Source organism: Pseudomonas sp. FP2300, assembly GCF_030687595.1.
GTDB lineage: Bacteria > Pseudomonadota > Gammaproteobacteria > Pseudomonadales > Pseudomonadaceae > Aquipseudomonas > Aquipseudomonas bijieensis.
The window spans coordinates 2,731,893-2,758,767 of sequence record NZ_CP117440.1 but is presented as its reverse complement, the minus strand read 5'-3'; the positions used below and the strand labels follow the sequence as shown (position 1 = coordinate 2,758,767).

Sequence of the window (26,875 nt, the reverse complement as noted above, 5' to 3'; positions counted from 1 at the left end):
GAATCGGCCAATAGCGGCCGTTCTGGAATGGCAGGAAACGACCGATAACTGTCTTCGATACGCAACTTTCGCCCGGAAGCGGCTCGTTCGTAAGAATATGGCGGAGAGCTGCAAAACCGCCTACGCTTATAGAATGATTCCTCGAACGCCTTGCCCATCTGGTGGTATAGAGCCGAGAGATCTGACTTCCTTTGACCGGCCGCTTAACACCCACCCGGACCAACCCGCGCCTATCGCCAGCAACTGGCCCCTGAATCCGGTCCACACGACCAGCAGTACGGCGCAACGGGTAAAAGCCAGACCCAGTCCCCCCACCTGTCGTTCAAAAGCGACCGATGCCGCAGCACCGCTGGAAACGGGGGCGCTGTTCACGTTCTGCCATGAGGTCAATCCGTATGTATCGGCCGAGCACGATTCCTTACCAGCAGCATCAAGGGTTCAACCGAACCTTCACTCAGGGGCATTTGAGCCTTGGATTATTCTTTCCCATGGAGGCGTTCGACGGGGACACTCCGAGCATGCTCAACCAGGCCACACTGGCTAAACAAGCCGAGGCGCTGGGCTTCTGCGCGCTCTGGTTTCGCGACGTGCCGCTTCGCGACCCTGGCTTCGGCGATGTCGGCCAAGTCTTCGACCCCTGGGTTTACCTGGGTTATATGGCCGCCCATACCTCGGAGATTGCACTTGGCACCGCCTCCATCGCCATCCCGCTGCACCATCCCCTGCACACGGCCAAGGCGTCAGCCAGCGTCGATCAGTTGAGCACTGGTCGCTTGATTCTGGGGGTTGCTTCGGGAGATCGGCCAGTGGAGTTTTCGGCGTTTGGCGTCGATCCCGAAAAGCGTGGAGAGATCTTTCGAGAACACTACGAGGTGATTCGCCGCGCCCACAGCACCAGTTTTGAGCCCATCCACTGGAGCACTGGTGAAATGCAAGGCGCAGACCTGATTCCGAAACCCACCACCCAATTCATTCCAATGTTCGTTACCGGCAACAGTCGCCAGTCACTGGATTGGATCGCGCGTGAGAGCAACGGATGGATCAACTATCCACGCATACCGAATATGCAGCGGCTGGTCGTGGAAGATTGGCGGCTGGAGGTCACCAGGCAATGTGGCTCTGTGTACAAGCCCTTTACTCAGTCGCTGTACATCGATCTCGATGAGAATCCGTCCACGCCACCCACACGTATCCATTTGGGGTTCAGACTTGGACGTTACCATCTACGGTTTTTGCTGGAGTCGCTTGAGGAAATCGGCGTGGACCACGTCATTCTCAATCTCAAATATGGCAAGCGCCCTGCGGCGGAGGTTATTGAGGAATTGGGTACGCACATCGTTGCGCAGTTCGGAGTGCAGCCGCGTCCGGCAGCGCATTGAACATCGGTCACTGCTACGCCGACGAAGCTCACTTGACGAAACCATAAGGTGTCACGGCGCGGATGACCTCCGGATCTATATCAATGATGGAGATCTTCGCGCCATGAGCGACCGGTGCCCGGCAAGCAATCTACCCTACCCGGCCTAAACCAATGATGAGCACATTGCCTTGCAGATTCTGTGCGGCTTCCACGCCGTCCATGGACACGATTTGCGCGCGCATCCTTTCACTTATACCGAGCGCGCAAGCATGGCATGAATCCTGGACACGGCACTTTAGCCATGACATTTATCTTAAATACAAGTGTTTTAATTGATCACCGCCCGGGACAGCAGCAGGCCCAGGCGATCCCGATTTTCATACAAGACATCGTGAGCCTCCCCGAACTGAATGGAACTTCCTGTTGGATTTGCTTAACCGGGCAGCTTGGCCGCAAGGACGTCAACCTTCTCGATTGATGGCGGTTCGGCAAACAGCTCGGCAGCGTTTGCCATAAGCGCCGCCGCGACCTTGCCCGAAAGATGAGCCTGCCGGCCCGCTTCATCCGGGAATGCGTCAAAGATGCCAAAGGTGGACGGCCCCAAGCGGATTCCAAACCAGGCTGTAGTGGCTGGCTCCTCCTCCACTAATGGAAGGCCGCTCAAGAGAAAGCGCTCCACCTCTTTCTCTTTCCCAGGTTTTGCTTCCAGACGAACGAACAACGCTACTTTGACCATGACGCGGCTCCTGTTGTTACGATGCGGCTGGTGCTATCTGGTCGCAATAGCTAAAAGGGGCATCCGGCTATTAACTATGGTCGACGACACCAGGATTACAAACCCAAAGAGACCAAGGGTAGCGTCGCATGTCGCTCGGACACTGAGAATGACGTAGTGGGCAGCGCGCAAGCCGCAGACCAGCCGCTTGATCACTTTTCCCGAGCTGTGGCCTGATAATAAAGACTCAACGATATCTGAAATTCAAGAGAACATAACAGATCATGGTTACTGTCAGGCCGACCAATATGTACTCGACACGCGGTAGAAATATAACTAACCCACCTAAAGAAAACACGATCAAGGTGTTTTGCAGTATGTATTTCCTTATTCGACTCACGGCTACGAAATAGCCATATTGCTTCCCCAGGAAAAACAATGCCATGCCGATGATCGACATGATCTGGAAATCGCGCATCGCAATGTCATTCAGGATCGCATGCCTGATCAAATTTGCCAGGAGTGCCAGCCCCATAAAAAGAAAAAGGTGCGAGTAGATCAAGGCGTGCCCACTCATACTGCTGTGATTTTTGCTCAGCAGGTAAAAGCTATCAAAATAGATCCACCAGATACTGCAAATCATGATGAATCCGGTGATTGCCGCCGTCACATTATAACGATCCCATTGAATGTTAGATAAACCTCCAGAAAGACTGATCACTGACTCACCCAACAAGATGAGGGTGAGCAAGCCTATGCGTTCAACCAAGTGTTCTGTATGGGCTGGCAGTGGCTTGAGTTTAGTCCAGAAAAATACAGGAAACAGAATATCGAGAATAATTCCAACATAAGCGACAAGGTAACGCACGGGCGGGTCAAAAATAACCGATGAGAGACTAATGACTGCGCTAATTAACAGGGCGAAGCCGAGCCTGGAGGAGAGCTCGCCGCGGGAATCGAATTTACTTATGGACGAAATGTACATGATGCTGATGATGGCACGTATGCCAAAATAGCAGGCAATAATAAGCGGGTAGTTCACTTCCAGGTCTTCCCCGATCCGTGCCGATAGCACAATGAGCAGGAGCATTATGAATAATGTTGCCAAACGGTGAATATTGCTGTCTGTATCAAACCTGTTGGAGTAAATCGTGTGACTGGACCAGATCCACCACAACGGTACAAAAAGCAGTAAGAATATCCATAATTGCTTATGTTCAAAGTGGCCTTCATGAACATGTCCGAGAGTATGCGTAACCTGGCCTATCGTAACAACGAAAGTCAGGTCGAAAAACAACTCCAACCATGTGGCGTGTCGATTTTTTTCATAATACTTCAAAGATTTCATTAGCTGCCGGCTCCGTGTACACCTCTTTAATGTAGAAGGAAGCTAACGCTGGTTTGCCCTCGGCTCTGGTGTGGGTGATGCCAGGCCGATGTGGCTATCTAGCGATTTCGTCCGCGCACTAACAGAAGCTCAATCATCTGACTCATCTCGTTGAACTCTGGGACCCCGTCATAGCGAAGCCCTTTAGCTCACGCAGCGACAACTGTTGATCAGGGGTTGCGTGAAGAGTGAAGTCGGGCGCGACAGTGCCGGCCGGCAGCGGACCCTGAACCAGGTCGCCATTGGTTTTTTGTGCATCATCGAACTCTAAAGTATTCATTGCTTGAACCTTGATAGATGGGTGGTTGGGACGTGCTCAGTGGGATGCGACGTGCCCGGCGGGATAACTCCATCCACCATCAATGGGTTCAAAAAAAGACAACGCTGCCTCGATCTCAGCCTGAGCCTGAGTGATTTCGGCAGCGAAACGTTCCCGTTCCGCATCAAGGAACACAAGAAGATCCGCCGTGTAATCGCGGAATTGGATTAGGCCAGGTTGGCAGGGAATGGTCGGATTCGCTCTGGCTCACCAATGACTATAGTCGTTGATGACGCTTACCGTAGTAGCTGAGCGAATTTTCGGTACCCTCCAGTGCCAACAACACTCACGCGCTTATCTTGCTGCCATTTCAGGCGGCGTTTTAACACGATGATTTTGGCAGCTATTTCGCCACTTCAGACAAATCTACATCTGCTTTCTGGACGACAACTGCTGCCCGTTACGACAAGCAGAAATCGACCAGAGGCAGACACTGAAACCGCCTTCAGGTCGACAGAGTGAAGGTTGATATGGGAAATGCTCTGGACAAACGAGTCGTTGTCATTAGTGCCGGCATCGTGGGCGCTTCGCTGGCGTATCACCTGGCTGATAAAGGCGCGAATATCACCTTGGTTGAGGCTGAAGGTATCGCGTCGGGAGTGATTGGAGGTTCACTCGCATGGATCAACATCCTATGCGGATAACGTGACCCCATTGCAGCACTGCGCGGAGCAGCAATCAAAGATGCGGCTCGTGCAGCGATGGTGCTGTACTTAACGAATAGTCGAGATCGGTCTTCGGGAAGCTGAGCGGTAGCCTTTGCGAATATTGTCACTGACCGCTTCTGGCCGAAATCGGCTATGGCTCCCGATTGCTCCAATGACGCAGCCCACCCACCGATAGCACATGACTACTTGCTTAATGCGACCTGCCTCACCACATCGCAAGAATCAACTGCCCCTCTCACATCCGATGATGCTCCAGCAAAAAATCCACAAACAGCCGCACCCGCGCCGGCATTGCCGAGCCCCCTACGAACACCGCATGAATCGGTTCCCGGTCACCGGGGTTCCAGGCTTCCAGCAGCGGTATCAGGTCGCCGCGCTGCAGGTCCTCGCTCACGGTGAACTCGCCAATACGCGCAATGCCGGCACCTACTCGCGCGAGTTGTGCCAGGGCTTCGCCACTGCTGCATTCGATGTTGCCGCTGACCTTCAGGGAGAACTCTCGTCCGTCGCGGATGAATGGCCAGTTGGGTTCGGCACGTCGGAAGTTGAAGCGTAGGCAGTTGTGCCGTAGCAGGTCTTCCGGTTCCTGGGGGGTGCCGTGGCGCTGCAGATATTCGGGCGACGCCACCACTACCTGGCCGGTGTCGCCGATCCTGCGCGCGGTCAGTGGACTGTCGGGCAGGTGGCCGAAGCGTACCGCCACGTCGGCCTGGCCGCCGAGGATGTCGACCACTTCGTCGCCGAGGGTGAGGTCGACGACGATGTTCGGGTAACGGGCGCTGAATGCTGCCACCAAGGGAACGATGGCCAGCCGTCCATGACCAAGGGCAGCGCTGACCCGCAAGCGGCCCCTCGGTACGCCCTGGTCGGCAATGGCTTCTTCGACCTCGGCCATGTCGGCCAGGATACGCCGGGCGCCGCGCAGGAACGCCTCACCCTCGGCGGTGAAAGTGATCGCTCGGGTGGTGCGCAACAGCAGGCGGGTGCCAAGACGCTGTTCGGTCCGCGCGATGATCCGGCTGACCGCCGAGGGCGTCAGCCCCAGTGCACGTGCGGCGGCCGACAGGCTGCCCTCCCGTGCCACTGTGACGAACACGTCCATTTCACCTGACCTGCCGTTGAAGTCCATTTGTGCCTCTTACGCAAAGGTGATTGCCAAAAACGCTATCTACCGCCTGAAAAGGTTGGATCGTAGCATTGACGGCATAGATAAGGAGCCTTCCATGCGTATCAATCCACCACTTGTCGCACTCGCCATTGGTGCCTTTGGCATCGGCGTTACTGAGTTCGCCCCCATGGGCATGTTGCCGGGCATCGCTGCCGATCTCGGCGTTTCCATTCCCGCCGCAGGTCTGTTGGTCAGTGCTTACGCCCTGGGCGTACTGCTTGGCGCGCCGCTGATGACCCTGACCACCGGCAGGATTCCCCGGCGCTATCTGCTGATCGGACTCATGGCGATTTTCACCCTGGGTAATCTGATGTCAGCCTTGGCTACCGATTACTACAGCCTCATGGTCGCCAGGGTGGTGACCTCACTGAACCACGGTGCGTTTTTTGGCGTTGGCTCCATCGTCGCCGCCAGCGTGGTCGCCCCAGAGAAACGTGCCGGTGCGGTTGCGGCCATGTTCATGGGCCTGACCCTGGCGACCATCGGCGGTGTGCCGCTGGCCGCCTGGTTTGGCGAACTGTTCGGCTGGCGCACCGCATTCTGGGGAATTACCGGCCTCGGCGTGTTGACCATGGCCGCATTGTGGTTCGCCCTGCCCAACCTGCCGGCGCCGCAAAGCGTCGGTGTACTGGCCGAAATTCGGGTACTGGGCCGTGGCCCGGTGCTGGGGGCGCTGGCCCTGACCGTAGTAGGCTCCGGTGCGATGTTTACCGTCTTCACCTACATCGCGCCGATCCTCAGCAGCGAGACCCATGCGTCCACCGCGTACATCACCGCCATGCTGGTGTTGTTCGGTGTGGGGTTGACGCTGGGCAACATGTGGGGCGGCAAGGCCGCAGATCGCTCGATAGACCGCACTCTGATCGTTTCACTGAGCGTGCTGATTCTCGTCTTGCTGGCGTTCACCGCACTGATGCGTTGGCCGCTGCCCGCCGCCGTTGCCATCCTGATATGGGGTATCGCCAGCTTCGCCCTGGTGCCGCCGCTACAGATGCGCGTCATGGAAGCGGCCAAGGACGCGCCCAACCTGGCCTCGGCGGTGAACATCGGCGCCTTCAACCTCGGCAACGCGATTGGTGCGGCGCTGGGCGGAGCGGTGATCAAAGCAGGGTTGGGTTATCCGGCGATTTCCCTGGCCGGGGCGGCAATGGCGGGGTTGGGGCTGCTGATGGTGTTGGCCTTTGCCTGGCGCTCCAGAACGATTTCAGCCGCGGTGGTGTGATGATGTGAGGGGGGCTGTAAGTCGCCATTGAGGCCGTTACCCGAGCCATTCAAGCAGCCATTTTGAAAGGACAATCGAGCGCTCCCATCTCGGTGCAAGTGGCTGCGGGAAGCCCGCTTGCACGTATCCCCTCTTAGGAGAGAGCTCCAGATGAAGCTCCCGGGAGAGCAAGCCGCCGATCAGCGCAGCCCGGGCGCGGATACCTGCACACGGGCGCGCCACTCGCACGAAAAAGGGGCGGATTTATTTAGAGCAGCCAGTCCGCTCTCGGCCGAGAGTGTGTAAAAACGTCAGATTGGGTTTTCTATATCGACGCCAGGAGACCGTGCTCACGTTTCGCAAACGGATCAAGGTCACGACGTTTCCAGGAACAGTTAAAACGGCTCAGCAACCTCTTAAAGTCTTTTGGATGGGGTAAAAAAGACCGGTTTTCACGCCGTTAACGCTTTCATCAAGCCAGTGGTGCCGATGATTTTCATAACCCTTTTCAGATTGTAAGCGAGCACATTCACGCTCATCTCTGCACTCACCCCGTTAAGCTTTCCTGCGAGACCTGCTGCGATGATCCGCATCGACTTCATCTGGCTCGCCACCGAGCCCATGGACATGCGCGTCGGCACTGAAACCGCTCTGGCGCGAGTTGTCGCGCCAATCGCATGAAAGTGCTGGATGCGGTTGAGATAACCGTAGATGTAGATCTTCAGCAAGACCGAGGGATGGTAAGCAGGCCGGCCAGCATCGGCAGGGATGACACCTTCAAAACGCAGATTGACCAGGTCAAGTTCATCGACAAAGACGTCGACTACGCGCACCGGGTTGGTATCGCTGATTTAGTCGTCGAGACTCTCGGGAAATAAGGTGCCTTGGCCTCGCTGTTCGCCTTGAATAAAGCGCTTCATGGGCGATCCTTGCGATGAAATCCTCAGAAATCATAGCAAGGGTTTCGGGCTGGATAGATACTCAATCGTAGACTTATTGAACCAGCTGCCGGATCCCTAGAGACAAAATCAAACCACCGCATAATCGATCAATAGCTTTTTTCCTCTTTCGATACGCTGAAGCAATCTCAGGTTGCGAAAGAGCGATTGCGACCACCCCATACCAAGTCATCGAAACCACCACTACGACTGCCAGCATCGACAAAAACGTGCTTGGTGAAACGTGGGTGGGGGCTGCTGCTGAGAAAATAGCAGCATAGAAGGCCATGGATTTAGGGTTGCCAATGTTCGTAACAACCCCCTGAATGAATGACTGCCGAAAGTTTCCGACGACAGAATTATTGCAGGGGGCAAGCGCGCTCTTCCCGGCCTTGAGCAGCAGTCGGAATCCAAACCACATCAGATAGGCAGCCCCCAGAACTTTTACGATCAGCGCTGCCCAAGGGAACGCAGCAAATACAACGCCGATACCTGCGATTGCACAGGTGGCCCAGAACAAATTGACCAATACGATGCCTGCTACCAAGGCCAAAGCTTCTGACCGCGTAGCAGCTACCGCTTTGTGGACTACTGCAACGAAATTTGGCCCTGGAATAACGACACCGGCCAGGTAAACCAAAAAGACTGTCAAAACGGCGGAACCATCGATCATGTGCATTCCTTTGCGAGTGTTGTGGCCGGGGACGGTCATCATTCAGTTCAAAGCCGTCCGCGGCTTCAACGTACAACGAAATAAAAATTCGATACAGGGCTTTTGAGCGTAGTTGTGTTTTTACACACTCTGGGCCAGAAGCGGCCCCTCAATTCAGGGGCGTATTCGTCCGAAAAAGCACGATTCAGAAATGGCTGAAAGAAGACCTGCTGGCACCGACCTCAAGGACGATGCAGCCCTGTCGTATCCCGCCAGTACAAGGTTTCTTCGAACTGAAAGCTAATAAGAAAGAAGGCCGAACAAGACTGAGATATGGACCGAGCGATTCTATCCAAATCTTCCATAGGCGACTCCCCCTCTGGATAGGGCCCTTTAATTCTGATGGTACAACGCACAGCGACAGGAAAGTCGACACCCTTTGTATTCTCAGCATAGATCGTAGGGTCATCTAACACATCACCGCCGCTCAACCTAAGCCCCGAGGCAAATGCAGCGGACAAGCCATTACCCGCTACCTCTATTTCCCAAGCGCCAGCATTCTCAAGGGCGCTTTTCAGCGCTGAAATAGTGAGCGCACTATCAGCTTCCAAGAACAGATCAAGACTCATCATTAATCCCTTTTTCCCGTCTAAACACATACACAAAATTTTGAGTGCGATCATCACGAAAGTGTATTTGGTTAGTAGTTTAGATGTCTGCATTTGGCCGTTTTCTGCCTGTCACGACTGACCGGCGTTCAGGCGAGCGTCCATCGTGTCTGAGTAAGCATATGCCTACGCTGTCGTCCAAAGGGGCTCTCACAGCTGAAGCGGCAACAACACCTTTTGTGGGCGCCAGAATCCGGGGGAAGCGCGCTAGGACGACTCCTGCTCCGCCACATGCGCGAGCAAATGCGCAATAAAATGGGTGAGTTTTGGCAGCGGTCGCCGATCGTGTCGATGCACGATATGGATAGGGTGTGGCTCGGGCAAGTAGGCTTGCAGGACAGGCACCAACGTCCCGCTTGCCAGATCATGGGCCACCAGAACTTCGGGCTGCAGCAACAATCCCGCACCGGCGATCGCTGCGATGCGCAATCCGTTGCCATCATTGCATGTGAAGACTGGGTCCATCGGCAGTTGCACCCCATCCCAGCCTCTGAGTTTCCAGCCGTTGCGGCTGTTCCACACTGTGTGAGAAAGGCAGTGATGCGCGCTCAGGTCCTGTGGTGTCTCTGGGCGGCCATGTCGCGCGAGGTAGTCCGGTGACGCACAGATCACCATGCGATACATGGTTAGCGGCCTTGCTATCAGGTCGGCATCGCCCAGATCACCAATGCGGATAGCCAGATCAAAACCCTCGTCAATGAGGTCAACGACGCGATTGCTCAATTCCAGTTCAATGCGCACGAGCGGATATAGCTGCTGGAAAGTCGCAGCCAGAGGAGCGATGACACACGAGCCAAAGGTGATTGGAGCGCTAATGCGCAACGTGCCGGATGGCGAAGCGCGCAACCGTTCGATCGAGGTTTCGGCCATACGTACGTGTTCAAGCGCACGCTTGGCGTCTTCGTAAAAAACGCGACCAGCATCAGTCAGGCTCTGGCGTCGCGTGGTGCGCTCAAGCAAGCGCGCACCAAGGCGTCCTTCCAGTTCGCGCACATACTTTCCAACCATTACCGACGACATTTCAAGTCTATGCGCCGCCTCGGTGAAGTTGCCACCCTCCACGACGGCAACGAAGGTTTCCATGGCTCGCAGTTTGTCCATATTGCTAACTATAGGTTCGTAGAGTTTGAATTTAGAGCACATTTATCACCTTAATGGTTCGATACACAATAGCGGCGTTCCAACCTGAATTCGAAAAGGAGTGCTCTATGAAGATTGTGATAATTGGCGCCGGTGGTGATGTAGGTCGTTCCGTGGCAGATGAACTTGCACGTGGCGGCAAACACGAAATCATCCGCGTCGGTCGCACCCAAGGTGACTATCAGGTCGACATCGCCAGTGATGACAGCGTGGGTGCGTTGTTCAAGAAGATCGGACAAATCGACGCCATCATTGCTACCGCAGGCAATGTAATCCTCGCTCCAATCGAAAAGATGACGGCGGCCGACTTCAACAAAGGCTTGCAGGACAAGCTGCTAAGTCAGGTGCGCGTCGCGCTGGTTGGCCAGCATTACCTGAACGACGGCGGGTCGATCACGCTGACCTCAGGCATCGCTGTCGACGATCCGATTGCGCAGGGTTCCAATGCCGCAGCGTCGAACGCTGGGATTGAAGGGTTCGTGCGCGCAGCTGCGTGCGATCTGTCACGAGGCATCCGCATCAACGCAGTTAGTCCGACAGTGCTGACGGAATCGATGGACCGGTTTGGTCCGTACTTTCCTGGCTACGAAAGCGTGCCGGCGACGCGTGTAGCAATGGCCTATCGACGCAGCGTTGAAGGCGTGCAGAGCGGTCGCGTATATCGGGTTGGGCATTGAATTAGAGGGCTCGCCGCACTCTGCGTATGCCCCAACTACCGCGATCGATAACAGAACAACAGGACATTGACCATCTGCGCCTGAAGCGGGCTGCTAACGAAGATATTCGCGAAAAGGGGGACGGATTTATTTATAGGGCAGTCCGCTCTTGACCGAAAGCAGCCTATCCAAAGCTCGACTATGACCTCATATGAGCGCCAACCCGCGCACAAAGGGACCGTTGATTTATCTGTCGCCCCGTCGCGCACCTCTGAAGCCATTAATACCCGAACAGCGACTTGCTCTCCAGGTATTCTTCAAACCCCATCTCCCCCCACTCGCGCCCATTACCCGACTGCTTATAGCCGCCAAACGGCGCGGCCTGGTCGGCCCGGGCGCCATTGAGATGGACCATGCCGGTGCGCAATTGCCGCGCAACCCTGCGGCTGCGTTCGAGGCTGGTCGAGGTGACGTAACCTGACAAGCCGTAAGGGCTGTCGTTCGCGATGGCTATCGCCTCGGCCTCGCTGTCGTACGGCATGATCGCCAGGACCGGGCCGAAGATTTCTTCCCGCGCCACCAGCATGTCCGGGGTGACGTCGGCAAATACCGTAGGTTGCACGTAGTAGCCGCGCTCAATCCCTTGTGGTCGTCCCAGCCCTCCGGCGATCAATCGCGAGCCCTCGGCGATGGCTTGGGCGATCATGGCCTGTACCCGTTCGAATTGCAGGGCATTCGCCACGGGACCGATGGCGCAGGTCGGGTTACTGTCGTCGAAGCACACCTGCGCCAGCACTTCCCGGACGATATCAATCACCGCCGGTTGTTGCGCGCGCGGTACTAGCAGGCGCGTTGGCGCATTGCACGACTGGCCGCTGTTACGGATGCACGCCTGTACCCCGTGGCGCACCGCGCTCGGCAGGTAGGCATCGTCGAGCAGGATGTTCGCGGATTTGCCGCCCAGTTCCTGGGACACACGCTTCACTGTATCGGCCGCCGCCTTGGCCACTACGATGCCGGCGCGGGTCGAGCCGGTAAACGACACCATGTCCACCTCGGCATGGCTGGCCAGCGCAGCGCCAACTTCCGGCCCATTACCGTTGACCAGGTTGAACACCCCTTTCGGCACCCCGGCCTCATGCAGGATTTGCGCGACGATATACGCCGACAACGGCGCACACTCACTTGGCTTGAGTGCGACCGTGCAGCCCACCGCCAGGGCGGGTGCGAGCTTGCAGGTGAGTTGATTGAGTGGCCAGTTCCAGGGGGTGATCAGGGCGCACACGCCGATAGGCTCACGCAGTACCAGCGTCTGGCCCAGGCGCCGTTCGAAGCGGTACTCGCGCAGCACTTCCAGCGCCTGCGTCAGATGGCCCAGGCCTGCCGGGACATGAGCGCTTCGGGCCAAGGACAGCGGCGCGCCCATCTCCAGATGAACCGCCTCGATCAACGCCTCGCTATGGCGTTTGTAGGCTTCGATGATGCGCTGCAGCAAGTCGATACGTGCCTCGATCGAAGTCGCGGCGAACGCCGGAAAAGCCCGCCGGGCGGCGCCGAGCGCACGGTCTACATCGCGAGCATCGCCCAGGATGATGCGCGCAACCCCCTGCTCGGTGGACGGGTTTACCACGGTCTCGACGGTTTCGCCGTGGGGTTTGACCCAGGCGCCGTCAATGTAGAACTCAAACAAATCGTACATACCATCGACTCCCTTCAGGCAACCTGGTTCAAGGCAGCCGCCAAGGTGTCGAACACCTGGGCGATCTCCTGCTGGCTGATGACCAAAGGCGGCGAAATCACGATGGTGTCGCCCGAACCGCGTACCAGTACGCCGTGCTCAAAGCACCACTGCGCAACTTCACTGCCACGCGCGCCGGCGGCACCGGGGCGCGGCTCGAGTTCGACGGCGCAGAGCAAACCGATGGTGCGTACGTCCAGCACCGGCCCCACACCCTGCAGCGCCAGTGCGGCCGACTGCCAGGGCCCGCTGACCGAATTGACGTGTTGGTTGATGCCCAGTTCGCGATGCACCTCGATGGTCGCCAACCCGGCCGCACACGCCAGCGGATGCGCCGAATAGGTGTAGCCATGCATCAGCTCGATGACGTTCGTCGGCCCGGCCATGAACGCTTCGTACACCGCCCCGCTTACCAGCACGCCGCCCATGGGCACGGCGCCGTTGGTCAGGCCTTTGGCGGTGGTGATCAAGTCTGGCGTCACGCCGAACGCCTGGGCGGCGAAGCTGGCGCCGACGCGGCCAAAACCGGTGATCACTTCGTCGAAAATCAGCAGCACGCCGTGCCGGGTGCAGATCTCGCGCAAGCGCTGCAGATAACCCTGGGGCGGCGGGTACACGCCGCCGGAGCCTGTCACTGGCTCCACGATCACCGCGGCCACAGTGCTCGGATCCTGAACGTCCAACAGTTGTGTCAGCGCGTCGGCGTAACCTTCGCCCTGCTGCGGTTGCCCGGCGCTGAAACGCATACCCGCGTCGTAAGGCAGCGGCAGGTGTGACACTTCGCCCAACAACGGACCGAAGTCACGCTTCTGCCGGCCGATACCCGACACCGACAGCCCACCGAAACCCATGCCGTGATAGCCCTTGGCACGGCCGATAAACTTGGTACGGCGGCTGTCGCCGCGGGCCTGGTGATACGCCCGGGCAATCTTCAACGCGGTGTCGACGGCCTCGGAACCTGAGTTGGTAAAGAACACCTGCGCCATGCCGGCCGGGCTGATGTCGATCAGGCGCTCAGCCATCTCCAGGGCGTGGGGGTGGCTCATCTTGAATGACGAGACAAAGTCCAGGCGCCCCGCTGCCTCGCGAATGGCCTCGACGATTTTCGGCTGGCCATGCCCGGCGTTGACGCACCAGAGTCCCGCCATTGCATCGAGTACGCGACGCCCATCGGTGGTGGTGTAGTACATGCCGTCAGCACTGGCGAACATCATCGGTTGTTGTTGGAACTGGCGCATCGGGGTAAACGGTGCCCAGAACGCGCCACACTTGGAAGCTGTCGGGTTGGAAATATCGTTCATAGCGACTCCTGCAAAGCGGTTCTTGGGTGGCCGATCAGCGTCGGGCGCTGCAACGGGCCGGCGTTAACGTTGACGCTGCGGTCCACATACAACTTGCCGTGCTCAATACGGCAGCTGACACGGTCACAAAACGCCATCTCGACAAACTGCCAGGTCATGCTTAATACCCCGTCGTCGGTCCAGCGTGCCTGCGCCACCACCGGGGTGAGTTCCGGCTGGTATTGGTGATGCAGATAATGGCCGGTCATGCTGGTCTGGCTTTCGATGCCGTTGGTAATGCCGGCGCGAATGCAGTGGGTGCCACGGGGGTCGGTGAGGTAGAAGTCGCAGTGGTCAGGGCCAAGCACCAAACGTATTTCGCTGACTTGATCTTCGTTGGCCTCCACCACAAACGTGCCGTTGAACTCGGCGTGACGCGGCGAGGTCGACGCCCCAGAGAGAGCCGGCCGCCGCTGGCGTGCCAACAGCGCCGCCAACTCGGCATCCGCCGCGCCGTCGGCGGGTACACCCAGCGCCGGCAACAGATGTTCCCAGAGCAGGCTGTGCAAGCGCCGCTCGCCCAAGGGCAGCCCGGCGGTAAACGCAATCACCGCGTTATGGCGTGGCAAGACGATGCACTGCTGGCCAAATACTCCAGAGGCGTAGTAGCCACCGTGCAGGGTCATCCACCACTGGTAGCCATAGCCTTCGCGGCGCGTGACACCCGCGTCGCTCGAATCGCGGCCCTGGTAGCGCTTGCCGTCGAAGGCCCCCATCCATACATCATCGACATGCCCACGGGTGGCTTCGGCCACCCATTCCCGGGATAGCAACTGCTGCCCTTCCCAGTTGCCTTGTTGCAAGTGCAGCACACCGAACTTGAGCAAGTCCTCGGTGCTGCAACTCAGACCATTGCCGCCAGTGTTGAAACCACCAGGTGCCAGGTCCCACTTGATGCTCTCCATGGCCATGGGTTGGAAGATACGTGCGTTGCACAACTCAAAGGCCGTCTGGCCGCTGACCACGCTGACAATCGCCGAGAGCATGAAACTCGAGGCGCTGCTGTAGATAAAGTGCTGCCCGGGTGGGTCTTCAACCGGTTCATCGAGGAACAGCTTGACCCAGCTTTCACTGCGCCCACGCCAGGCCCCGCCGGAAATGCCCTGGCGATGGCCGGTGCGCATGGTCAGCAAATCGCGCACGGTCATGGCTGCCAGGTTTGCGCTGATAGTTACCGGGCAATCGGCGGCAAAAAAATCCACCACCTTGGCGTCCAGCGACAGCACGCCGTCATCCACCAACAGCCCGACGGCCATGGATACCCAGCTTTTGGTGACCGAATGCTGAACATGCAACCGCTCGGCGCTATAAGGCGCCCAAAACGCTTCGGCCACCACCGCGCCGTCGCGGTACAGCATGAAACTGTGCAACTCCAGGCCCGCAGCGTTCACCGCATCAATGAAATCACTCACGCCACGCGCCGATACGCGTTGTTGGCTGGGCAGTGCCCGCCGCAACGGCAAACTCGTCATCTGATCTATCCCCTCATTTCCACTGCCTTGGCGTGCGACAGGCTGCCCCTGTTGCACGCCGTTACCGCTACCAGAGCGCCACGGTGTAACCCAGGATCACTCGGTTTTCGTTGGTGTCACGGGTGAAGTTGCTGGTGGCGCTGGCGTTCTGCCAACGCACAGACACATCCTTGAACGTGCCGCTTTGCACGACGTAGCCGAAGCTGAAATCGCGCTCCCACTCGCGTCCTTCGCCCTCGAAGCCGATGACCTTGGCGTTGTCGCCCCTGGCGTAACGCGTCGAGAACAGCAGGCCCGGCAGGCCCAGCGAGGCGAAGTCATAGTCATAGCGGGCATGCCACACGCGCTCGCCGGTCTGGGAGAAGTTGGCCAGTTGATACTCGGTGAACAGGTAGGTGTTGGTGCCGTCCACGTAGGTGAACGGCGTCGAGCCGTACTGTTCCTGGTACCCGCCGCTGAGGTTGTGGCCATAGAGGCTGTAGCCGATACGGGTACTCAATGCGCGGTTATCCACCTTGCCGGCCAGGGCCGCAGCGTCTTCGCTGGCGTTGAAGTAACGGATGTCGGTCTTGAACGTACCGGGGCCCCACTTGAAGCTGTTTTTCAAACCCAGGTAGTGCTGTTGGTAGAGGCTTTCCAGTTGCGCGTACTGATAGGTAACGACCGTGGTGGGCGTGAGCTTGTACTCGCCGCCGGCGTAGCGGAACTCATCACTTTTGGCGCTGCTTTTGTAGGCGCCGTACTGGCTGGTAAGGCCCATGTCCTCGTAGTGGGTCGAGTCGCGTTGCTTGACCTGGTCCAGTTGGCCCACGGTCAGGGTCAGGTTGTCGATGTCCTTGGAGGTGAGCGCCGTGCCACTGAAACTCTGCGGGAACAGACGGCTGAGGTTTGGCTGCAGGGTGGGCAGGTCCGGCACCATATAGCCCACACGCAGCTCGCTTTGAGCCATGCGCGCCTTACCGGTGATGCCGAGTTTGGAGTAGTTGTCATGGGCACGGCGTGCATAGCTGGGAGAGCCCGGTTCGGCCACGCTTGAGCGCGCCAGCAACCCGGTGCCGGAGTTATCCGGGCTCGAATCGAGCTTCACGCCCAGCATGCCGACCGCGTCCAGGCCAAAACCCAGCGTGCCGTCGGTAAAGCCCGATTGGAGGTTGAGAATGAACCCCTGCGCCCATTCGGCACGCTTGTTCTGTCCACTGGACTCGCGGTAGTCGCGGTTGAAGTAATAGTTCTTCAATTCAAGCGAGGCCTTGCTGTCGGCGACAAAGTCGGCCTGGGCAAACAAGGGCATGAAACCGACGCCCATGACGCTGGCACTGCTGACAACTTTGTTGATGCGGTTATTCATGTGTAGCTTCCTGGCAGACAGGTTGAGTGGGGTTGTTTTTGTTTTCTTCGGCCATGGCTTCGCCCGCCTCGCCAATCACCGATTGACGAAGGGATGGGTTTCAAACATGGCCTGGGGTGCAGCAGTACCTAAATCACACCGGTACGGAGGCGGTAACTGCCATCCGCACGTTTCTCCAAGGGGCTGGCCGCTGCAAGCAGCCGGCGGGTATAGGGATGTTGTGGGGTGTCGAAAATGGCGTTACGCGGCCCCATTTCAACCACCTCGCCCTGGTTCATCACCGCCACGCGATGAGCGATGCGCTCCACTGCCGACAAGTCATGGGAGATGAACAGGCAGGCGAACCCGTATTGGCGTTGCAAGCGCTCGAACAATTCGAGAATCTGTTTTTGAATGGTCATGTCCAACGCCGAAATCGGCTCATCGGCAATCACCAGCTTGGGCCGCCGGACCAGCGCCCGGCCAATCGCCACGCGCTGGCGCTGGCCACCGGAGAGTTGATGGGCAAAGCGCTCACGGAACTGCTCGGGCAAGCCGACGTCGACCAGGGTCTCGGTGACCCGCTGACGTTTTTGCGCGGCCGTCAGCCCCGGCTCATGGCGTAGCGGCTCGGCAATGATCTGGCCGACGGTCATGCGTGGATCGAGGGATGAATACGGGTCCTGGAAAATCATCTGGCATTGCAGGCGGTGTGCACGGTTGGCGGCCTTGAGGATATCCACGCCCTGGAACAGGATGGCCCCAGCGCAGGGCGTGACCAACCCGACCACTGCACGCCCAAGGGTGGTTTTGCCCGAACCGCTACCACCGACCAAGGCCAAGGTCTCGCCCGGTGCAATGCTCAGGTTCACCGAATGCACCACGCGCTTGGGTACGCTGCGCCCCCAGAAACTGCGCAGCCCCGGGTGTTCGATGCACACATCCCGGACCTGCAACAACGCGTTGTCGGTGGCCGGCAATGGCGCCAGTTCGCCGCGCCGTGGCAGCGCTTCAAGCAACTGTCGGGTGTAGTCGGCCTTTGGCGCGAACAGGATGTCTTCGATACGGCCCTGCTCCACCGCCTTGCCCGCACGCATCACCACTACCTTGTGGGCATAACGCGCCACCAGGGACAAGTCGTGGCTGATGAACAGAATCGCGGTGCCTTGCTCGCGCGTCAGCTCCAGCATCAACTCGATCACGTCCAGTTGTGCCAGGCAATCGAGCGCCGTGGTTGGCTCGTCAGCGATCAGCAGCGCCGGACGCAGCAACATCACCGAAGCCAGCATGATGCGTTGGCGCATGCCGCCGGAGAACTGGTGCGGGTAGGACTCCAGGCATTTCTCGGCATCCTTGATACCGATGCGTTGCAGCATGGCACTGCAGCGCTCGCGGATCGTCGCCGCATCCAACGCGGTATGCAGTTTGAGCGCCTCGCTCATCTGCCGGCCAATCGTCAGCGCGGGGTTGAGCGAGACCATCGGTTCCTGGAACACCATGCCGATCCTTGCTCCGCGCACCTTACGCATCGCCTTGGCGTTGCCGCTGTCCAGCGGTTCGCCCTGGAAGGTGATGCGCCCACCACACACCCGCATCGGTGCCGGCAGCAAGCCAATGGCAGCGCGTGCGGCCATGGTCTTGCCGCTGCCCGATTCGCCGACCAGCGCGACAATCTCGCCGGGGGCCATGGTGAAGCTGAAATCATCGACGGCCAGCGGACCGTCTGCACCGACGCGAATCTGTAGATTTTCAACGGCCAGTAATGGGACTGGAACGCTCATGCTCATTTCCTCATGCGCGGGTCGAGACGATCACGCAAGGCATCGCCGAACAGATTGATAGCCAGCAGCGTCAAGCTGATAAAAATGCCCGGGAAGATCCCCAGCCACGGCGCCGTCGAGATGTAGGTGCGGCTCGCCGAGAGCATGCTGCCCCAGGTCGCGGCCGGCGGCGGAACGCCCAGCCCCAGGAAACTCAGCGCACTCTCCGAGAGCAACGCCCAGCCGAACATGCTCGTGCCTAGCACACACAGCGGCGCCAGGCAGTTGGGGGTGATATGGCGGAACATGGTGTACAGCTCGGAGTTGCCGATCACCCGAGAGGCCTCGATGAACTCCAGTTCGCGCAACGACAACACACTGCCCCGCACTACCCGCACCACGGACGGGGTATAGGCAATGCCCAGGGCGAGGACGATGCCGTACTGGCTTGCACCGATGATTGCCATGATGCCCAGGGCCATGAGAATGCCCGGAAACGCCAGCAGAGCATCGTTGAACATCATCAGCACGCGGTCGGTCCAGCCGCGCAGGTAACCGGCAAGCATACCGATTACCGTGCCGCAGATAACCGCCACGCTCACCGAGAGCAGGCTGATCCACAGGCTGGTGCGCGCCCCAATAATCAGTCGACTGAACACGTCACGGCCGAATTCGTCGGTGCCCAGCCAGTGCGCAGCATTGGGCGCGTGCAGGCGCGACAACAAGTCCAGCTTGAGCGGGTCATAAGGTGTCCACACCACGCCGAGCAGCGCCAGCAATACCAGTGCCGCGAGTAAGCCGCCGCCGATCAACACATTCAACGGCGGGTAACGCCAGGTACGTCGAGGCTGGGTATCCAGCCCTGTCGGCAAGGCAGGAGTCTTGAGGTTCATAGCTTCACCCTTGGATCGAACAGCGGATACAACAGATCCACCAACAGGTTGACCAACACGTAGATGCAGGTGACCAGCAGCAGGCAACCCTGCAGCACCGGGTAGTCACGGGAGAAAATCGCATCGACCATCAAGCGGCCGATACCGGGCAAGGTGAACACGGTTTCCAGTACCGCAATGCCGCCGAGCAAATTGCCGAGAATCAGGCCAATCAAGGTCCAGGTGGGCGCAAACGCATTGCGCAGAGCGTGTTTCCACAGCACCGCCCCCTCCGACAACCCCTTGGCCCGGGCATGGGCGATATACTCCAGGCGCAGCACTTCGATGGTGCTGGCCCGCGCCATCCGCGCAATGGCGCCGAACTCCACCAGGGTCAGGGTGATGATCGGCAGCACCACATAGGTCAACGCTTTCATCGGGTCGCTGGCAAAGCCGACGTAACCGATCACCGGCAACCAACCGAGCTGGATGCCAAACACATAGAGCAACAACAAGCCCAACCAGAAACTCGGCACCGACAGCAGCAACGTCGCCGTAGCCACCAGGCCCAAGTCCAGCACACTGTTTTGCTTCCAGGCCGCTAGCAAACCCACCGGCACCGCGAGCAGGGTCGCCAGTAACACCGCGACAAGCACCACTGTGGCACTGACGCTGAATCGTTCGATCAGCAACTCCAATACCGGCTGGCGGCTGCTGATGGACATCCCCAGGTCGCCACTGAGCACCGACTTGATCCAGATCAGGTACTGGGTCACCACCGAGTGGTCCAACCCCAGGCTGCTGCGCATGTCGGCAAGGCTTTTGGGGTCGGCCATGTCGCCCAGCATCAACAACGCCGGGTCGCCGGGGATCAGGCGAATCAAGGCAAATACAATCACCGAGATCAACAGAAGGGTCGGCACCGCCATGCCGAGCCTGTGCAATATGAATCGAAACATAGCGGTACGCCTTACTTGGAAGTGTCGGCCAGCTTCACGCCCCACAGGCGCGGTTTGGCAACGGGCCAGGAGCGATAACCTTCAACGCGCTTGCCCATCGCGCCGATGGCGGTACCGTTGTAGATGACCACCATCGGTACATCCTTGAGCATCAAGGTGTGGAGCTTGTCGAACAGCGGCTGGCGCTTGGCGGGGTCAACCTCACGCTGGGCCTCGCGCAATATCGCCAAGGCTTCGGGGTTGTCCCAGATCTTGCGCGGCTCCTTCTGCTTGTCGCCGATCACTGATTCGAAGCTCTGCGCCGCATCGAAACGCCCCGAATAGGAGAACGACATCATCTGGTAGCTGCCGGTCTGATAGCGCTCCAGCTGCGTGCCCCACTCCAGGGTTTCCATCTCGATATTCAGCCCCGCCGCCTGAGTCATGGCCTGGCTGAGCAAACCCATGTCGAACATCTGCGGGTAGCGCTTGTTGACCAGCATGCGGATTTTTTCGCCGCCGTAACCGGCCTCTTTCAACAGGCGCCGGGCCTCGTCGAGGTTGTAGGTGTAGCCCTGGCGCGCGGTGTCGTCGTAATACGGGCTGGCGGTGGGGATGACCGAGTTGTTGACCACCGACAAGCCATCGGACAAGGCCGCCACCATCTGTGCGTAATCCAGGGACAACGCCACCGCGCGACGAATGCGCACGTCCTTGAGCAACGGGTCACGGGTCTGGAACAGCAAGCCGCTGATGGTCATGATCGGGCTGACCTGGATCTGCAGATTCTTGTCCTGCTTGAGTTGTGCGGCGTCCATTGCCGTCACGTCCGGCAGCAGGTCGACGCCACCCGAGAGCAGCGCGGCCTTGGCCGAGGCCGAATCGGGGATCACTTGGAAACGCACCTTGTCGACAAACGCCTGCTTGTTGCCGGTGTACCCGTCCGCCTCGGCCTCGGCACGCGGCGTGTATTCCTTGAAGCGATCCAGTTCGACGTACTGGCCCTTCTGCCATTTGCCCAGGGTGAACGGCCCGGTGCCGATCGGTGCACGCCAACTGCCATCGGCGGCCAGGGAGTCCGGGTGCAGGATGCCGCTGCCGGCACAATCCGGGCGAGCCATCGCCGCGAGAAACAAGCCGTTGGCCTGGTCCAGCGTGAACACCACGGTTTTCGGGTCAGGGGTGGCGACATCGACAATCCTGGCTGCGCCACGCCCGTCGAACTCCGCCAGGCAACGCCACTGGGTCTTGGGGTCCAGGTAGCGCTGCCAAGTCCATTGCACATCCTTGGCCGTCAACCGCTGGCCATTCTGGAAGTGCACGCCGTCTCGCAGGCTGAAGGTGTAGCGCAAGCCGTCCGGCGAGACAGCGACTGCACTGGCCAGCATCGGCGCGATGCTGGTGTCTTCGCGATACGCCACCAGCCCTTCGACGATGTGCATCATCACCGCATCGGTATTGTCGTCGCGGTTGACGCCCGGGTCGGTGCTGCGGATATCACCATTGAGACCAACGCTGATGACCTTGTCTTGCGCGACGGCCATGGAAAAGGTGCACGCCGACATCGCGACGGCCAGTGCCGTCTTTACGTAACTATTCACGGGAGAAAGACTCCTTGAAGAAATTTTCCGGTCAGTGGCGGGAGCCAAGGCAGGACCGGCATCAGAATGAGTGAATCCTTGATTATTGTTGTACGGCCTGTTCTGAGTGCATCTACCAGCGGTGTATCAGCCAAGGCTGCGCTTGCGGCGCAACACCTTGGCGAAAAAGTCCTGGGCAGCGGGCATCACCTTGATGCCCTGGTGCGCGACGTTGGGCAACAGGTCGAAGTGCACTTGCACGCCGGCGGCTTCGAAACTCGCCTTCAAGCTGGCCAGGCGCTCCGGGCGCGTGCGTCCGGCAGCGTTGGCACCGGCCATGTAGTGTTTGCCCCCTTCGCGGTGGGTGATTTCCCAGGTTTCGAGGTCTGAATCGCCGACCACCATGTGCACCGGCAGTTGCTGCAAGGCTTGCAGGTTCAACGGTTTGCCGAAGCGCGTCGCAAAGTCCCGCACACCGACCCACCAGTCCTGCTCGAAATCCAGCAAGGTCACCGAGCCCGGCGCACCGATGGACGCCGCCCAGAGCTTCTCGGGGTGCAGGTAGCAGAACCGGTGGGTGAATTGCCCGCCGCCGGAATAGCCGAACAGCGCAAAGGTATCGAAGCGACGACCGTAGCGCTTGCCGACGCTGGCGATCATGTCGAGCAATACTTGGTCGTAACGGATATCGCCCTCGACCAGTTGCTTGTAGCCATCGCCGTTGCTGTCACCCAGCACGCCGACCGGGAACAGCGGCGAGAGAATCACACAATCGTTCCAGCGGCCAAACTCCGCGAAGCCATTGCGATAAATCTCCATCGCACGGGTCGAGCCGTGCAGCGACACCACCAGATCCACGGGCCGGGAGCTGTCTTCAATGGTTTCGGGCACATAGAGGGTGTAGGCAAAACGGCTGTCCTCGTGGTGCGAGTACACCGTGGTAGCGCCGAGGTGATACACGTTTTTGGCCGCACGCAAGGCCGCGTCGATGGGGTTGGTATCTGGATTGCTCATCTGGAAAGTTCGCCGAGTCAGTTCGGACTTGAGTATTGGCCGGGCGCTATAAAAAGAAAAACTAATTAAACTTTATCCAGAACAAACAAAACCTTTACGATCAAGCTCTACCCATGGCTGCGAGTTGACCCATGAGCAACATTCGTTTTTTCAAGACGTTTATCGCCGTCGCCGAGTACGGCAGCTTTGCCGCCGCTGCCGACCGCGTGGCACTGACCAACGCCGCCGTCGGCCAACAAATGCGCGCACTCGAAGAGGAAATGCGCCGGCCGCTGTTCGACCGCAGCCAGCGGCAAATCAAGCTGAGCCGCGATGGTGTGTTATTGCTGCCCAAGGCCAAGCGTCTGCTGGCGGACTACGAGCAAATGATCGCCGAAGCCCCCGACGGTGAAGCCATGGAGGGCGAAGTGTCGATTGGCGGCATTACCTCTGGCATGGGCCTGCTTGCCAATTGCCTGGTACAACTGAAAAAGCTGCACCCCAGGATATCGGTCAACCTGATGACCGCCCGTTCCGACGAAGTGGTCAACCTGGTACAGGCCGCCAAACTCGACGCCGCGCTGCTGATCGAGACTGCGCGGCAAAACTTCGATGGCATGAGTTGGACCCTGCTCTACAACGAACCGATCGTCATGCTCGCCAATGCCACCCAGACCGCCGGCATCGACGACGCAGTGGAGTTGCTGAGAACCCAGCCGTTTATTCGCTACGACAGGTCCACGGCAGTGGGTCGCAAGGTGCAGTCGATCATCAAGAGTGAATCGGTCGAACCGCTGGAGATCCTGGAACTGAACTCGATCATCGGAATCGCCGACCTGGTGCGCCAGCAAGTCGGAGTGGCGATTGTGCCGTTGCTGAAAAACTTCGACTGGCACAAAGACCCAAGCCTGCGTGTGCTGCCGTTGCCGGGCGACCTGGCGGTACGCCGGGTGGGGATACTGGAACAAGGCACCAAAAGTGCGATTACAGGGGAAATTCGCAAGTTGCTCATGTCGGCGGTGGCAACGTAATCCTTCCCTTGGCGCGGCTCATGGACGTCTGTCATCGGGAAAGGCCGTGAACTGCGCCCCTGGCGGCCGCTCTTTGGCAGAGTATGGCGTGCGAGATTACCAGTGTAAGAGGCAGCCGCTGATCAGCGCAGCCCGGGCGCGGATACCTGCACACGGACGCGCCACTCGGAGAAGCGCAGGCTGACGAAGGCAAGCAGCAGAAACATCAAAATACCCGACCTCCCAGTGAGGTCGGGCGCAGGGCTCAGGCAACAGGGATGGGATTGTCGACGATCGACTGGTTGAACTGCTCCACCAGGGCGTACTCGTTCGGCCCGACGTTGGCGCGCAACGCGGCGATGCCATCGACGATCACTTCGGTGGTGGCCGTTTCCAGCTTGGCCAGGGTCTCGGCGATGAAGGCATCCAGCGGCATGGCGCGCGGGTCGCCACTCTTGTGGACCAGATCGGTGTCGACCCATGGCGGTGCGATTTCCAGCACCTTGACGCTGGTGTCACGCAGCATGAAGCGCTGCGACAGGCTATAGGAGTGAATGGCCGCCTTGGTCGCCGAGTACAGCGCGGTGACGGCAATCGGAATGAACGCCAGCACCGAGCTGTTGTTGATGATGGTGGCATCCGGCTGACGCTTGAGGTGCTCGACGAAGGCCGCGCTGACGCGCACCGGGCCGAGCAGGTTGGTGGCCAGCAGACCCACCGCCTGCTCGTCGTCGAGATCACCCGAGGCGGCGTTATCGAACGGCATGATGCCGGCGTTGTTGATCACCACGTTGAGGTCGGGGTGACGCTCGATCACCTGCTGCGCCACCTGCTTGATCTGCTGCGGATTGTTGATGTCCAGCACCACGGTGTCGATACCGGGATTGGCCCGAGCGATCTCGTCCAGCAGGGCCTGGCGGCGGCCGGCGATGATCACCTTGTTGCCACGTTGATGGAAGGCTTCGGCCAGGCCGCGACCAATACCCGAAGTGCCGCCAGTGATGAAGATGGTATTGCCGTTGAGTTTCATGCTGTCTCTCCTTATGAGGGGTCGATCAACGCTCGGCGCTGTAGCGCGGCGCGGGTTGGTTGCTGGAAAGCTTGCTGAACATGGCCTTGCGCGCCGACTCGTAGGCCTGCCACTGGCTGGCGTCATGCAACGAGGGAATGGAGATCAATTCGCCGCGATCGAAGTCGATCAGCGCGGCGTCGACCAGGGCGCTGGCCGGCATCACAATGGCGGGGTCGAGGTGCTCCAGCGGCAGGCCGCCGTTGTCCCAGAACTCGGTGGCGGTCGCCCCTGGCAACACGGCCTGGATGCGCACGCCCTTGTCGGCCAGCTCGTGATGCAGCGATTGGCTGAAGGCGGTGACGAAGGCCTTGCTGCCGCCGTACACGCCGTTGAGCAACTCCGGGGCGATGCTGACGATGGAGGAAATGTTGATGATGGCGCCGTTGCCACGCTCGACAAACCCGGTGACGGCGGCATAGCTCAGACGCATCAGTGCAGTCACGTTGAGGCCGATCATCCGCGTCATCAGGCCGACGTCGCTGTCGAGCAGCGGCGTGTGGGTGCCGATGCCGGCGTTGTTGACCAGCAGGGTGATGCTCGCGTCTTCCTTGAGCTTGGCCTCGACACTGGCCAGGCTCTGGGCATCGCCCAGGTCGGCCTGCAGCACCTCGACCACGCGCTGGGTGTCATCGGTGATGCGGCGAGCCAGGTCATTCAGGCGTTCGCGGTTACGGGCGACCAGGACCAGATCGTAACCACGTTGGGCCAGGCGCTCGGCGTAAAGGGCGCCGATACCCGACGATGCACCAGTGACCAGTGCGGTGCCTTTAGATGCGTTGCTCATGTTATGTCTCCAGGTGGGGTGGGCTTGGGACACATCATGGCGAGGATTGGAAAAGACCTAAATGACGTATACAGTCATGTTTCAGGACACGACCAACATGAGATCCGACCATGCACAGAATCGGCTACCTGCTCTCCGACGACTTCCAGGTGCTGTCGCTGGCCACCCAGACCGTCTTCGAGTACGCCAACATCGTGGCCGAGGCGCCCTTCTATTCCATAGAGTTCTTCTCCGTCGCCGGCGGTATCGTGCGCTCGTCCCTGGGCCTGGGTATCGAAACCCGCGCCCTGAACACCCCTGGCCTGGCGGACACCTGGATGATTGTCGGGGTCAACAAGCCCTTGGAAACGCCGCCGAGTGAGGCGGCCCTGGCATTCGTACACCAGGCCGGGCAGCAAGCGCGCCGCGTCGCCGGTATCTGCACTGGAGGCTTCGTGCTGGCCCAGGCCGGCCTGCTCGATGGGCGTCGCGCGACTACTCACTGGGCTTATGGCGCGGCACTGCGTCGTCTGTATCCACAGATCAGCGTCGAGGATGACCGCATCTTCATAATCGATGGCAACGTCTGGACGTCCGCCGGCATGACTGCCGGCCTGGATCTGGCCCTCGGGATGGTGGAGAAGGATCTGGGCCCGGAAGTGGCACGTTCGGTGGCGCATAAGCTGGTCATGCACCAGCGTCGTTCGGGCGGGCAATCGCAGCACTCGGAGATGCTCACCCTCGCTCCGAAATCCGACCGTATCCAGAACGCGCTGAACTACGCCCGGCAGAACCTGCACAAACCACTCAGCGTTGAGGATCTGGCCGAGGCCGTGCACCTTAGCCCGCGGCAGTTCACTCGCGTGTTCACGACGGAAACCGGGCAATCTCCGGCCAAGGCCATCGAGCGTCTGCGCCTGGAGGCCGCGCGGGTGATGATCGAACAGAGCCGTCATTCACTGGACGTGGTCGCCAAGGAAACCGGCTTTCGTGATCGACGCCATATGCGCGAAGTGTTCATTCGCGGCTTTGGCGTTCCTCCCCAGGCGATACGACGAGATGTTCGCGGAGTGAACATTTGATCTGTCCGAAGCCAGACTTCACGCTTCTTTCAGTTGCATCCACTCACTCGACAGCT

General features: G+C 59.3%; 22 protein-coding genes and 3 pseudogenes. 6 read left to right on the top strand and 19 right to left on the bottom strand.

Annotation, left to right across the window (positions count from 1 at the left end; genetic code table 11):
- Positions 1–395 precede the first annotated feature (395 nt).
- Positions 396–1,379, top strand: coding sequence for an LLM class oxidoreductase (locus PSH86_RS12405; protein ID WP_305490058.1), 984 nt, complete (start codon positions 396–398; stop codon positions 1,377–1,379).
- A 37-nt stretch (positions 1,380–1,416) separates the two neighbouring features.
- On the opposite strand, the pseudogene PSH86_RS12400 reads toward PSH86_RS12405, so the two are convergent.
- The 3 genes and pseudogenes from PSH86_RS12400 to PSH86_RS12390 form a co-directional block, all read right to left on the bottom strand.
- Positions 1,417–1,599, bottom strand: a pseudogene (locus PSH86_RS12400) (potassium transporter); the annotation flags it as partial.
- Between the two features lie 194 nt (positions 1,600–1,793).
- Positions 1,794–2,096 carry a putative quinol monooxygenase gene (locus PSH86_RS12395; protein ID WP_025569629.1) on the bottom strand — a complete coding sequence of 101 codons (303 nt, stop codon included), beginning with the start codon at positions 2,094–2,096 and terminating at the stop codon, positions 1,794–1,796.
- Between the two features lie 226 nt (positions 2,097–2,322).
- Positions 2,323–3,423, bottom strand: coding sequence for a low temperature requirement protein A (locus PSH86_RS12390; RefSeq protein WP_025569630.1), 1,101 nt, complete (start codon positions 3,421–3,423; stop codon positions 2,323–2,325).
- Positions 3,424–4,251: 828 nt separating this feature from the next.
- On the opposite strand from PSH86_RS12390, the pseudogene PSH86_RS12385 reads away from it, so the two are divergent.
- Positions 4,252–4,422, top strand: a pseudogene (locus PSH86_RS12385) (FAD-dependent oxidoreductase); the annotation flags it as partial.
- A gap of 262 nt (positions 4,423–4,684) precedes the next feature.
- On the opposite strand, the gene PSH86_RS12380 reads toward PSH86_RS12385, so the two are convergent.
- Complete coding sequence (locus tag PSH86_RS12380) at positions 4,685–5,578, bottom strand: LysR family transcriptional regulator (protein WP_025569634.1); 894 nt, start codon at positions 5,576–5,578, stop codon at positions 4,685–4,687.
- A gap of 94 nt (positions 5,579–5,672) precedes the next feature.
- Between PSH86_RS12380 and PSH86_RS12375 the strand changes: the two genes are divergently transcribed.
- Positions 5,673–6,839, top strand: a complete 1,167-nt coding sequence (locus PSH86_RS12375) for an MFS transporter (RefSeq protein WP_134923819.1) — start codon at positions 5,673–5,675, stop codon at positions 6,837–6,839.
- A gap of 665 nt (positions 6,840–7,504) precedes the next feature.
- Here PSH86_RS12375 and PSH86_RS12370 read toward each other — a convergent pair.
- From PSH86_RS12370 to PSH86_RS12355, 4 genes and pseudogenes are all read right to left on the bottom strand, one after another.
- A pseudogene (locus PSH86_RS12370) lies at positions 7,505–7,738 on the bottom strand (transposase); the annotation flags it as partial.
- A gap of 73 nt (positions 7,739–7,811) precedes the next feature.
- Entirely contained in the window at positions 7,812–8,429 is a 618-nt protein-coding gene (locus PSH86_RS12365) for a LysE family translocator (protein ID WP_025569798.1), read from the bottom strand.
- A 221-nt stretch (positions 8,430–8,650) separates the two neighbouring features.
- The gene (locus PSH86_RS12360) at positions 8,651–9,130 is read right to left on the bottom strand and encodes a hypothetical protein (protein ID WP_305490048.1); all 480 of its coding nucleotides are present in this window, start codon (positions 9,128–9,130) and stop codon (positions 8,651–8,653) included.
- A gap of 153 nt (positions 9,131–9,283) precedes the next feature.
- Positions 9,284–10,159 (bottom strand): LysR family transcriptional regulator, encoded by an 876-nt coding sequence (locus PSH86_RS12355; protein ID WP_305490047.1) that lies wholly within the window; start codon positions 10,157–10,159, stop codon positions 9,284–9,286.
- 125 nt (positions 10,160–10,284) lie between these two features.
- Between PSH86_RS12355 and PSH86_RS12350 the strand changes: the two genes are divergently transcribed.
- Positions 10,285–10,893: a short chain dehydrogenase gene (locus tag PSH86_RS12350; RefSeq protein WP_305446030.1), complete on the top strand. Its 609-nt coding sequence runs from the start codon at positions 10,285–10,287 to the stop codon at positions 10,891–10,893.
- A 259-nt stretch (positions 10,894–11,152) separates the two neighbouring features.
- Here the strand turns inward: PSH86_RS12350 and PSH86_RS12345 are convergent, their stop codons facing one another.
- From PSH86_RS12345 to PSH86_RS12305, 9 genes are all read right to left on the bottom strand, one after another.
- Complete coding sequence (locus PSH86_RS12345) at positions 11,153–12,571, bottom strand: aldehyde dehydrogenase family protein (RefSeq protein ID WP_305490045.1); 1,419 nt, start codon at positions 12,569–12,571, stop codon at positions 11,153–11,155.
- A gap of 14 nt (positions 12,572–12,585) precedes the next feature.
- Positions 12,586–13,911 (bottom strand): aminotransferase class III-fold pyridoxal phosphate-dependent enzyme, encoded by a 1,326-nt coding sequence (locus PSH86_RS12340; RefSeq protein WP_116832063.1) that lies wholly within the window; start codon positions 13,909–13,911, stop codon positions 12,586–12,588.
- Positions 13,908–15,422, bottom strand: a complete 1,515-nt coding sequence (locus PSH86_RS12335) for a serine hydrolase (RefSeq protein WP_305490042.1) — start codon at positions 15,420–15,422, stop codon at positions 13,908–13,910. Before PSH86_RS12335 ends, PSH86_RS12340 begins: the two co-directional genes overlap by 4 nt.
- Positions 15,423–15,489: 67 nt before the next feature.
- On the bottom strand, positions 15,490–16,770 hold the full coding sequence (locus PSH86_RS12330; protein WP_109755231.1) for an OprD family porin: 1,281 nt from the start codon (positions 16,768–16,770) through the stop codon (positions 15,490–15,492).
- A gap of 128 nt (positions 16,771–16,898) precedes the next feature.
- Positions 16,899–18,530 carry an ABC transporter ATP-binding protein gene (locus tag PSH86_RS12325; protein ID WP_116832060.1) on the bottom strand — a complete coding sequence of 544 codons (1,632 nt, stop codon included), beginning with the start codon at positions 18,528–18,530 and terminating at the stop codon, positions 16,899–16,901.
- Positions 18,531–18,532: 2 nt separating this feature from the next.
- The gene (locus PSH86_RS12320) at positions 18,533–19,402 is read right to left on the bottom strand and encodes an ABC transporter permease (RefSeq protein WP_109755233.1); all 870 of its coding nucleotides are present in this window, start codon (positions 19,400–19,402) and stop codon (positions 18,533–18,535) included.
- Positions 19,399–20,340: an ABC transporter permease gene (locus PSH86_RS12315; protein WP_116832059.1), complete on the bottom strand. Its 942-nt coding sequence runs from the start codon at positions 20,338–20,340 to the stop codon at positions 19,399–19,401. The genes PSH86_RS12320 and PSH86_RS12315 overlap by 4 nt, the downstream gene beginning before the upstream one ends.
- A gap of 11 nt (positions 20,341–20,351) precedes the next feature.
- A complete protein-coding gene (locus PSH86_RS12310; protein ID WP_305490038.1) occupies positions 20,352–21,920 on the bottom strand; it encodes an ABC transporter substrate-binding protein in 1,569 nt (522 codons plus the stop codon).
- 126 nt (positions 21,921–22,046) lie between these two features.
- Positions 22,047–22,913, bottom strand: a complete 867-nt coding sequence (locus PSH86_RS12305) for an alpha/beta hydrolase (RefSeq protein ID WP_116832057.1) — start codon at positions 22,911–22,913, stop codon at positions 22,047–22,049.
- A gap of 131 nt (positions 22,914–23,044) precedes the next feature.
- Here PSH86_RS12305 and PSH86_RS12300 point away from each other — a divergent pair, with 131 nt between their 5' ends.
- Positions 23,045–23,923, top strand: a complete 879-nt coding sequence (locus PSH86_RS12300; protein WP_116832056.1) for a LysR family transcriptional regulator — start codon at positions 23,045–23,047, stop codon at positions 23,921–23,923.
- A gap of 244 nt (positions 23,924–24,167) precedes the next feature.
- On the opposite strand, the gene PSH86_RS12295 is transcribed toward PSH86_RS12300, so the two are convergent.
- Together PSH86_RS12295 and PSH86_RS12290 are read right to left on the bottom strand one after the other, a co-directional pair.
- Complete coding sequence (locus PSH86_RS12295; RefSeq protein WP_163854195.1) at positions 24,168–24,932, bottom strand: SDR family oxidoreductase; 765 nt, start codon at positions 24,930–24,932, stop codon at positions 24,168–24,170.
- A gap of 25 nt (positions 24,933–24,957) precedes the next feature.
- Positions 24,958–25,758 (bottom strand): SDR family oxidoreductase, encoded by an 801-nt coding sequence (locus PSH86_RS12290; RefSeq protein WP_212802271.1) that lies wholly within the window; start codon positions 25,756–25,758, stop codon positions 24,958–24,960.
- Between the two features lie 110 nt (positions 25,759–25,868).
- On the opposite strand from PSH86_RS12290, the gene PSH86_RS12285 reads away from it, so the two are divergent.
- On the top strand, positions 25,869–26,819 hold the full coding sequence (locus PSH86_RS12285) for a GlxA family transcriptional regulator (protein WP_134923816.1): 951 nt from the start codon (positions 25,869–25,871) through the stop codon (positions 26,817–26,819).
- The last annotated feature ends 56 nt before the right edge of the window (positions 26,820–26,875 follow it).

Excerpts from the sequence above, each read along its gene's own strand:
- PSH86_RS12355 (WP_305490047.1), bottom strand. The coding sequence starts at position 10,159 with ATGGAAACCTTCGTTGCCGTCGTGGAGGGTGGCAACTTCACCGAGGCG.
- PSH86_RS12325 (WP_116832060.1), bottom strand. The coding sequence starts at position 18,530 with ATGAGCGTTCCAGTCCCATTACTGGCCGTTGAAAATCTACAGATTCGC.
- PSH86_RS12375 (WP_134923819.1), top strand. The coding sequence starts at position 5,673 with ATGCGTATCAATCCACCACTTGTCGCACTCGCCATTGGTGCCTTTGGC.
- PSH86_RS12335 (WP_305490042.1), bottom strand. The coding sequence starts at position 15,422 with ATGACGAGTTTGCCGTTGCGGCGGGCACTGCCCAGCCAACAACGCGTA.
- PSH86_RS12305 (WP_116832057.1), bottom strand. The coding sequence starts at position 22,913 with ATGAGCAATCCAGATACCAACCCCATCGACGCGGCCTTGCGTGCGGCC.
- PSH86_RS12390 (WP_025569630.1), bottom strand. The coding sequence starts at position 3,423 with ATGAAATCTTTGAAGTATTATGAAAAAAATCGACACGCCACATGGTTG.
- PSH86_RS12405 (WP_305490058.1), top strand. The coding sequence starts at position 396 with ATGTATCGGCCGAGCACGATTCCTTACCAGCAGCATCAAGGGTTCAAC.
- PSH86_RS12395 (WP_025569629.1), bottom strand. The coding sequence starts at position 2,096 with ATGGTCAAAGTAGCGTTGTTCGTTCGTCTGGAAGCAAAACCTGGGAAA.
- PSH86_RS12290 (WP_212802271.1), bottom strand. The coding sequence starts at position 25,758 with ATGAGCAACGCATCTAAAGGCACCGCACTGGTCACTGGTGCATCGTCG.
- PSH86_RS12360 (WP_305490048.1), bottom strand. The coding sequence starts at position 9,130 with ATGCAGACATCTAAACTACTAACCAAATACACTTTCGTGATGATCGCA.
- PSH86_RS12295 (WP_163854195.1), bottom strand. The coding sequence starts at position 24,932 with ATGAAACTCAACGGCAATACCATCTTCATCACTGGCGGCACTTCGGGT.
- PSH86_RS12365 (WP_025569798.1), bottom strand. The coding sequence starts at position 8,429 with ATGATCGATGGTTCCGCCGTTTTGACAGTCTTTTTGGTTTACCTGGCC.
- PSH86_RS12340 (WP_116832063.1), bottom strand. The coding sequence starts at position 13,911 with ATGAACGATATTTCCAACCCGACAGCTTCCAAGTGTGGCGCGTTCTGG.
- PSH86_RS12285 (WP_134923816.1), top strand. The coding sequence starts at position 25,869 with ATGCACAGAATCGGCTACCTGCTCTCCGACGACTTCCAGGTGCTGTCG.
- PSH86_RS12350 (WP_305446030.1), top strand. The coding sequence starts at position 10,285 with ATGAAGATTGTGATAATTGGCGCCGGTGGTGATGTAGGTCGTTCCGTG.
- PSH86_RS12320 (WP_109755233.1), bottom strand. The coding sequence starts at position 19,402 with ATGAACCTCAAGACTCCTGCCTTGCCGACAGGGCTGGATACCCAGCCT.
- PSH86_RS12345 (WP_305490045.1), bottom strand. The coding sequence starts at position 12,571 with ATGTACGATTTGTTTGAGTTCTACATTGACGGCGCCTGGGTCAAACCC.
- PSH86_RS12315 (WP_116832059.1), bottom strand. The coding sequence starts at position 20,340 with ATGTTTCGATTCATATTGCACAGGCTCGGCATGGCGGTGCCGACCCTT.
- PSH86_RS12330 (WP_109755231.1), bottom strand. The coding sequence starts at position 16,770 with ATGAATAACCGCATCAACAAAGTTGTCAGCAGTGCCAGCGTCATGGGC.
- PSH86_RS12300 (WP_116832056.1), top strand. The coding sequence starts at position 23,045 with ATGAGCAACATTCGTTTTTTCAAGACGTTTATCGCCGTCGCCGAGTAC.
- PSH86_RS12380 (WP_025569634.1), bottom strand. The coding sequence starts at position 5,578 with ATGGACTTCAACGGCAGGTCAGGTGAAATGGACGTGTTCGTCACAGTG.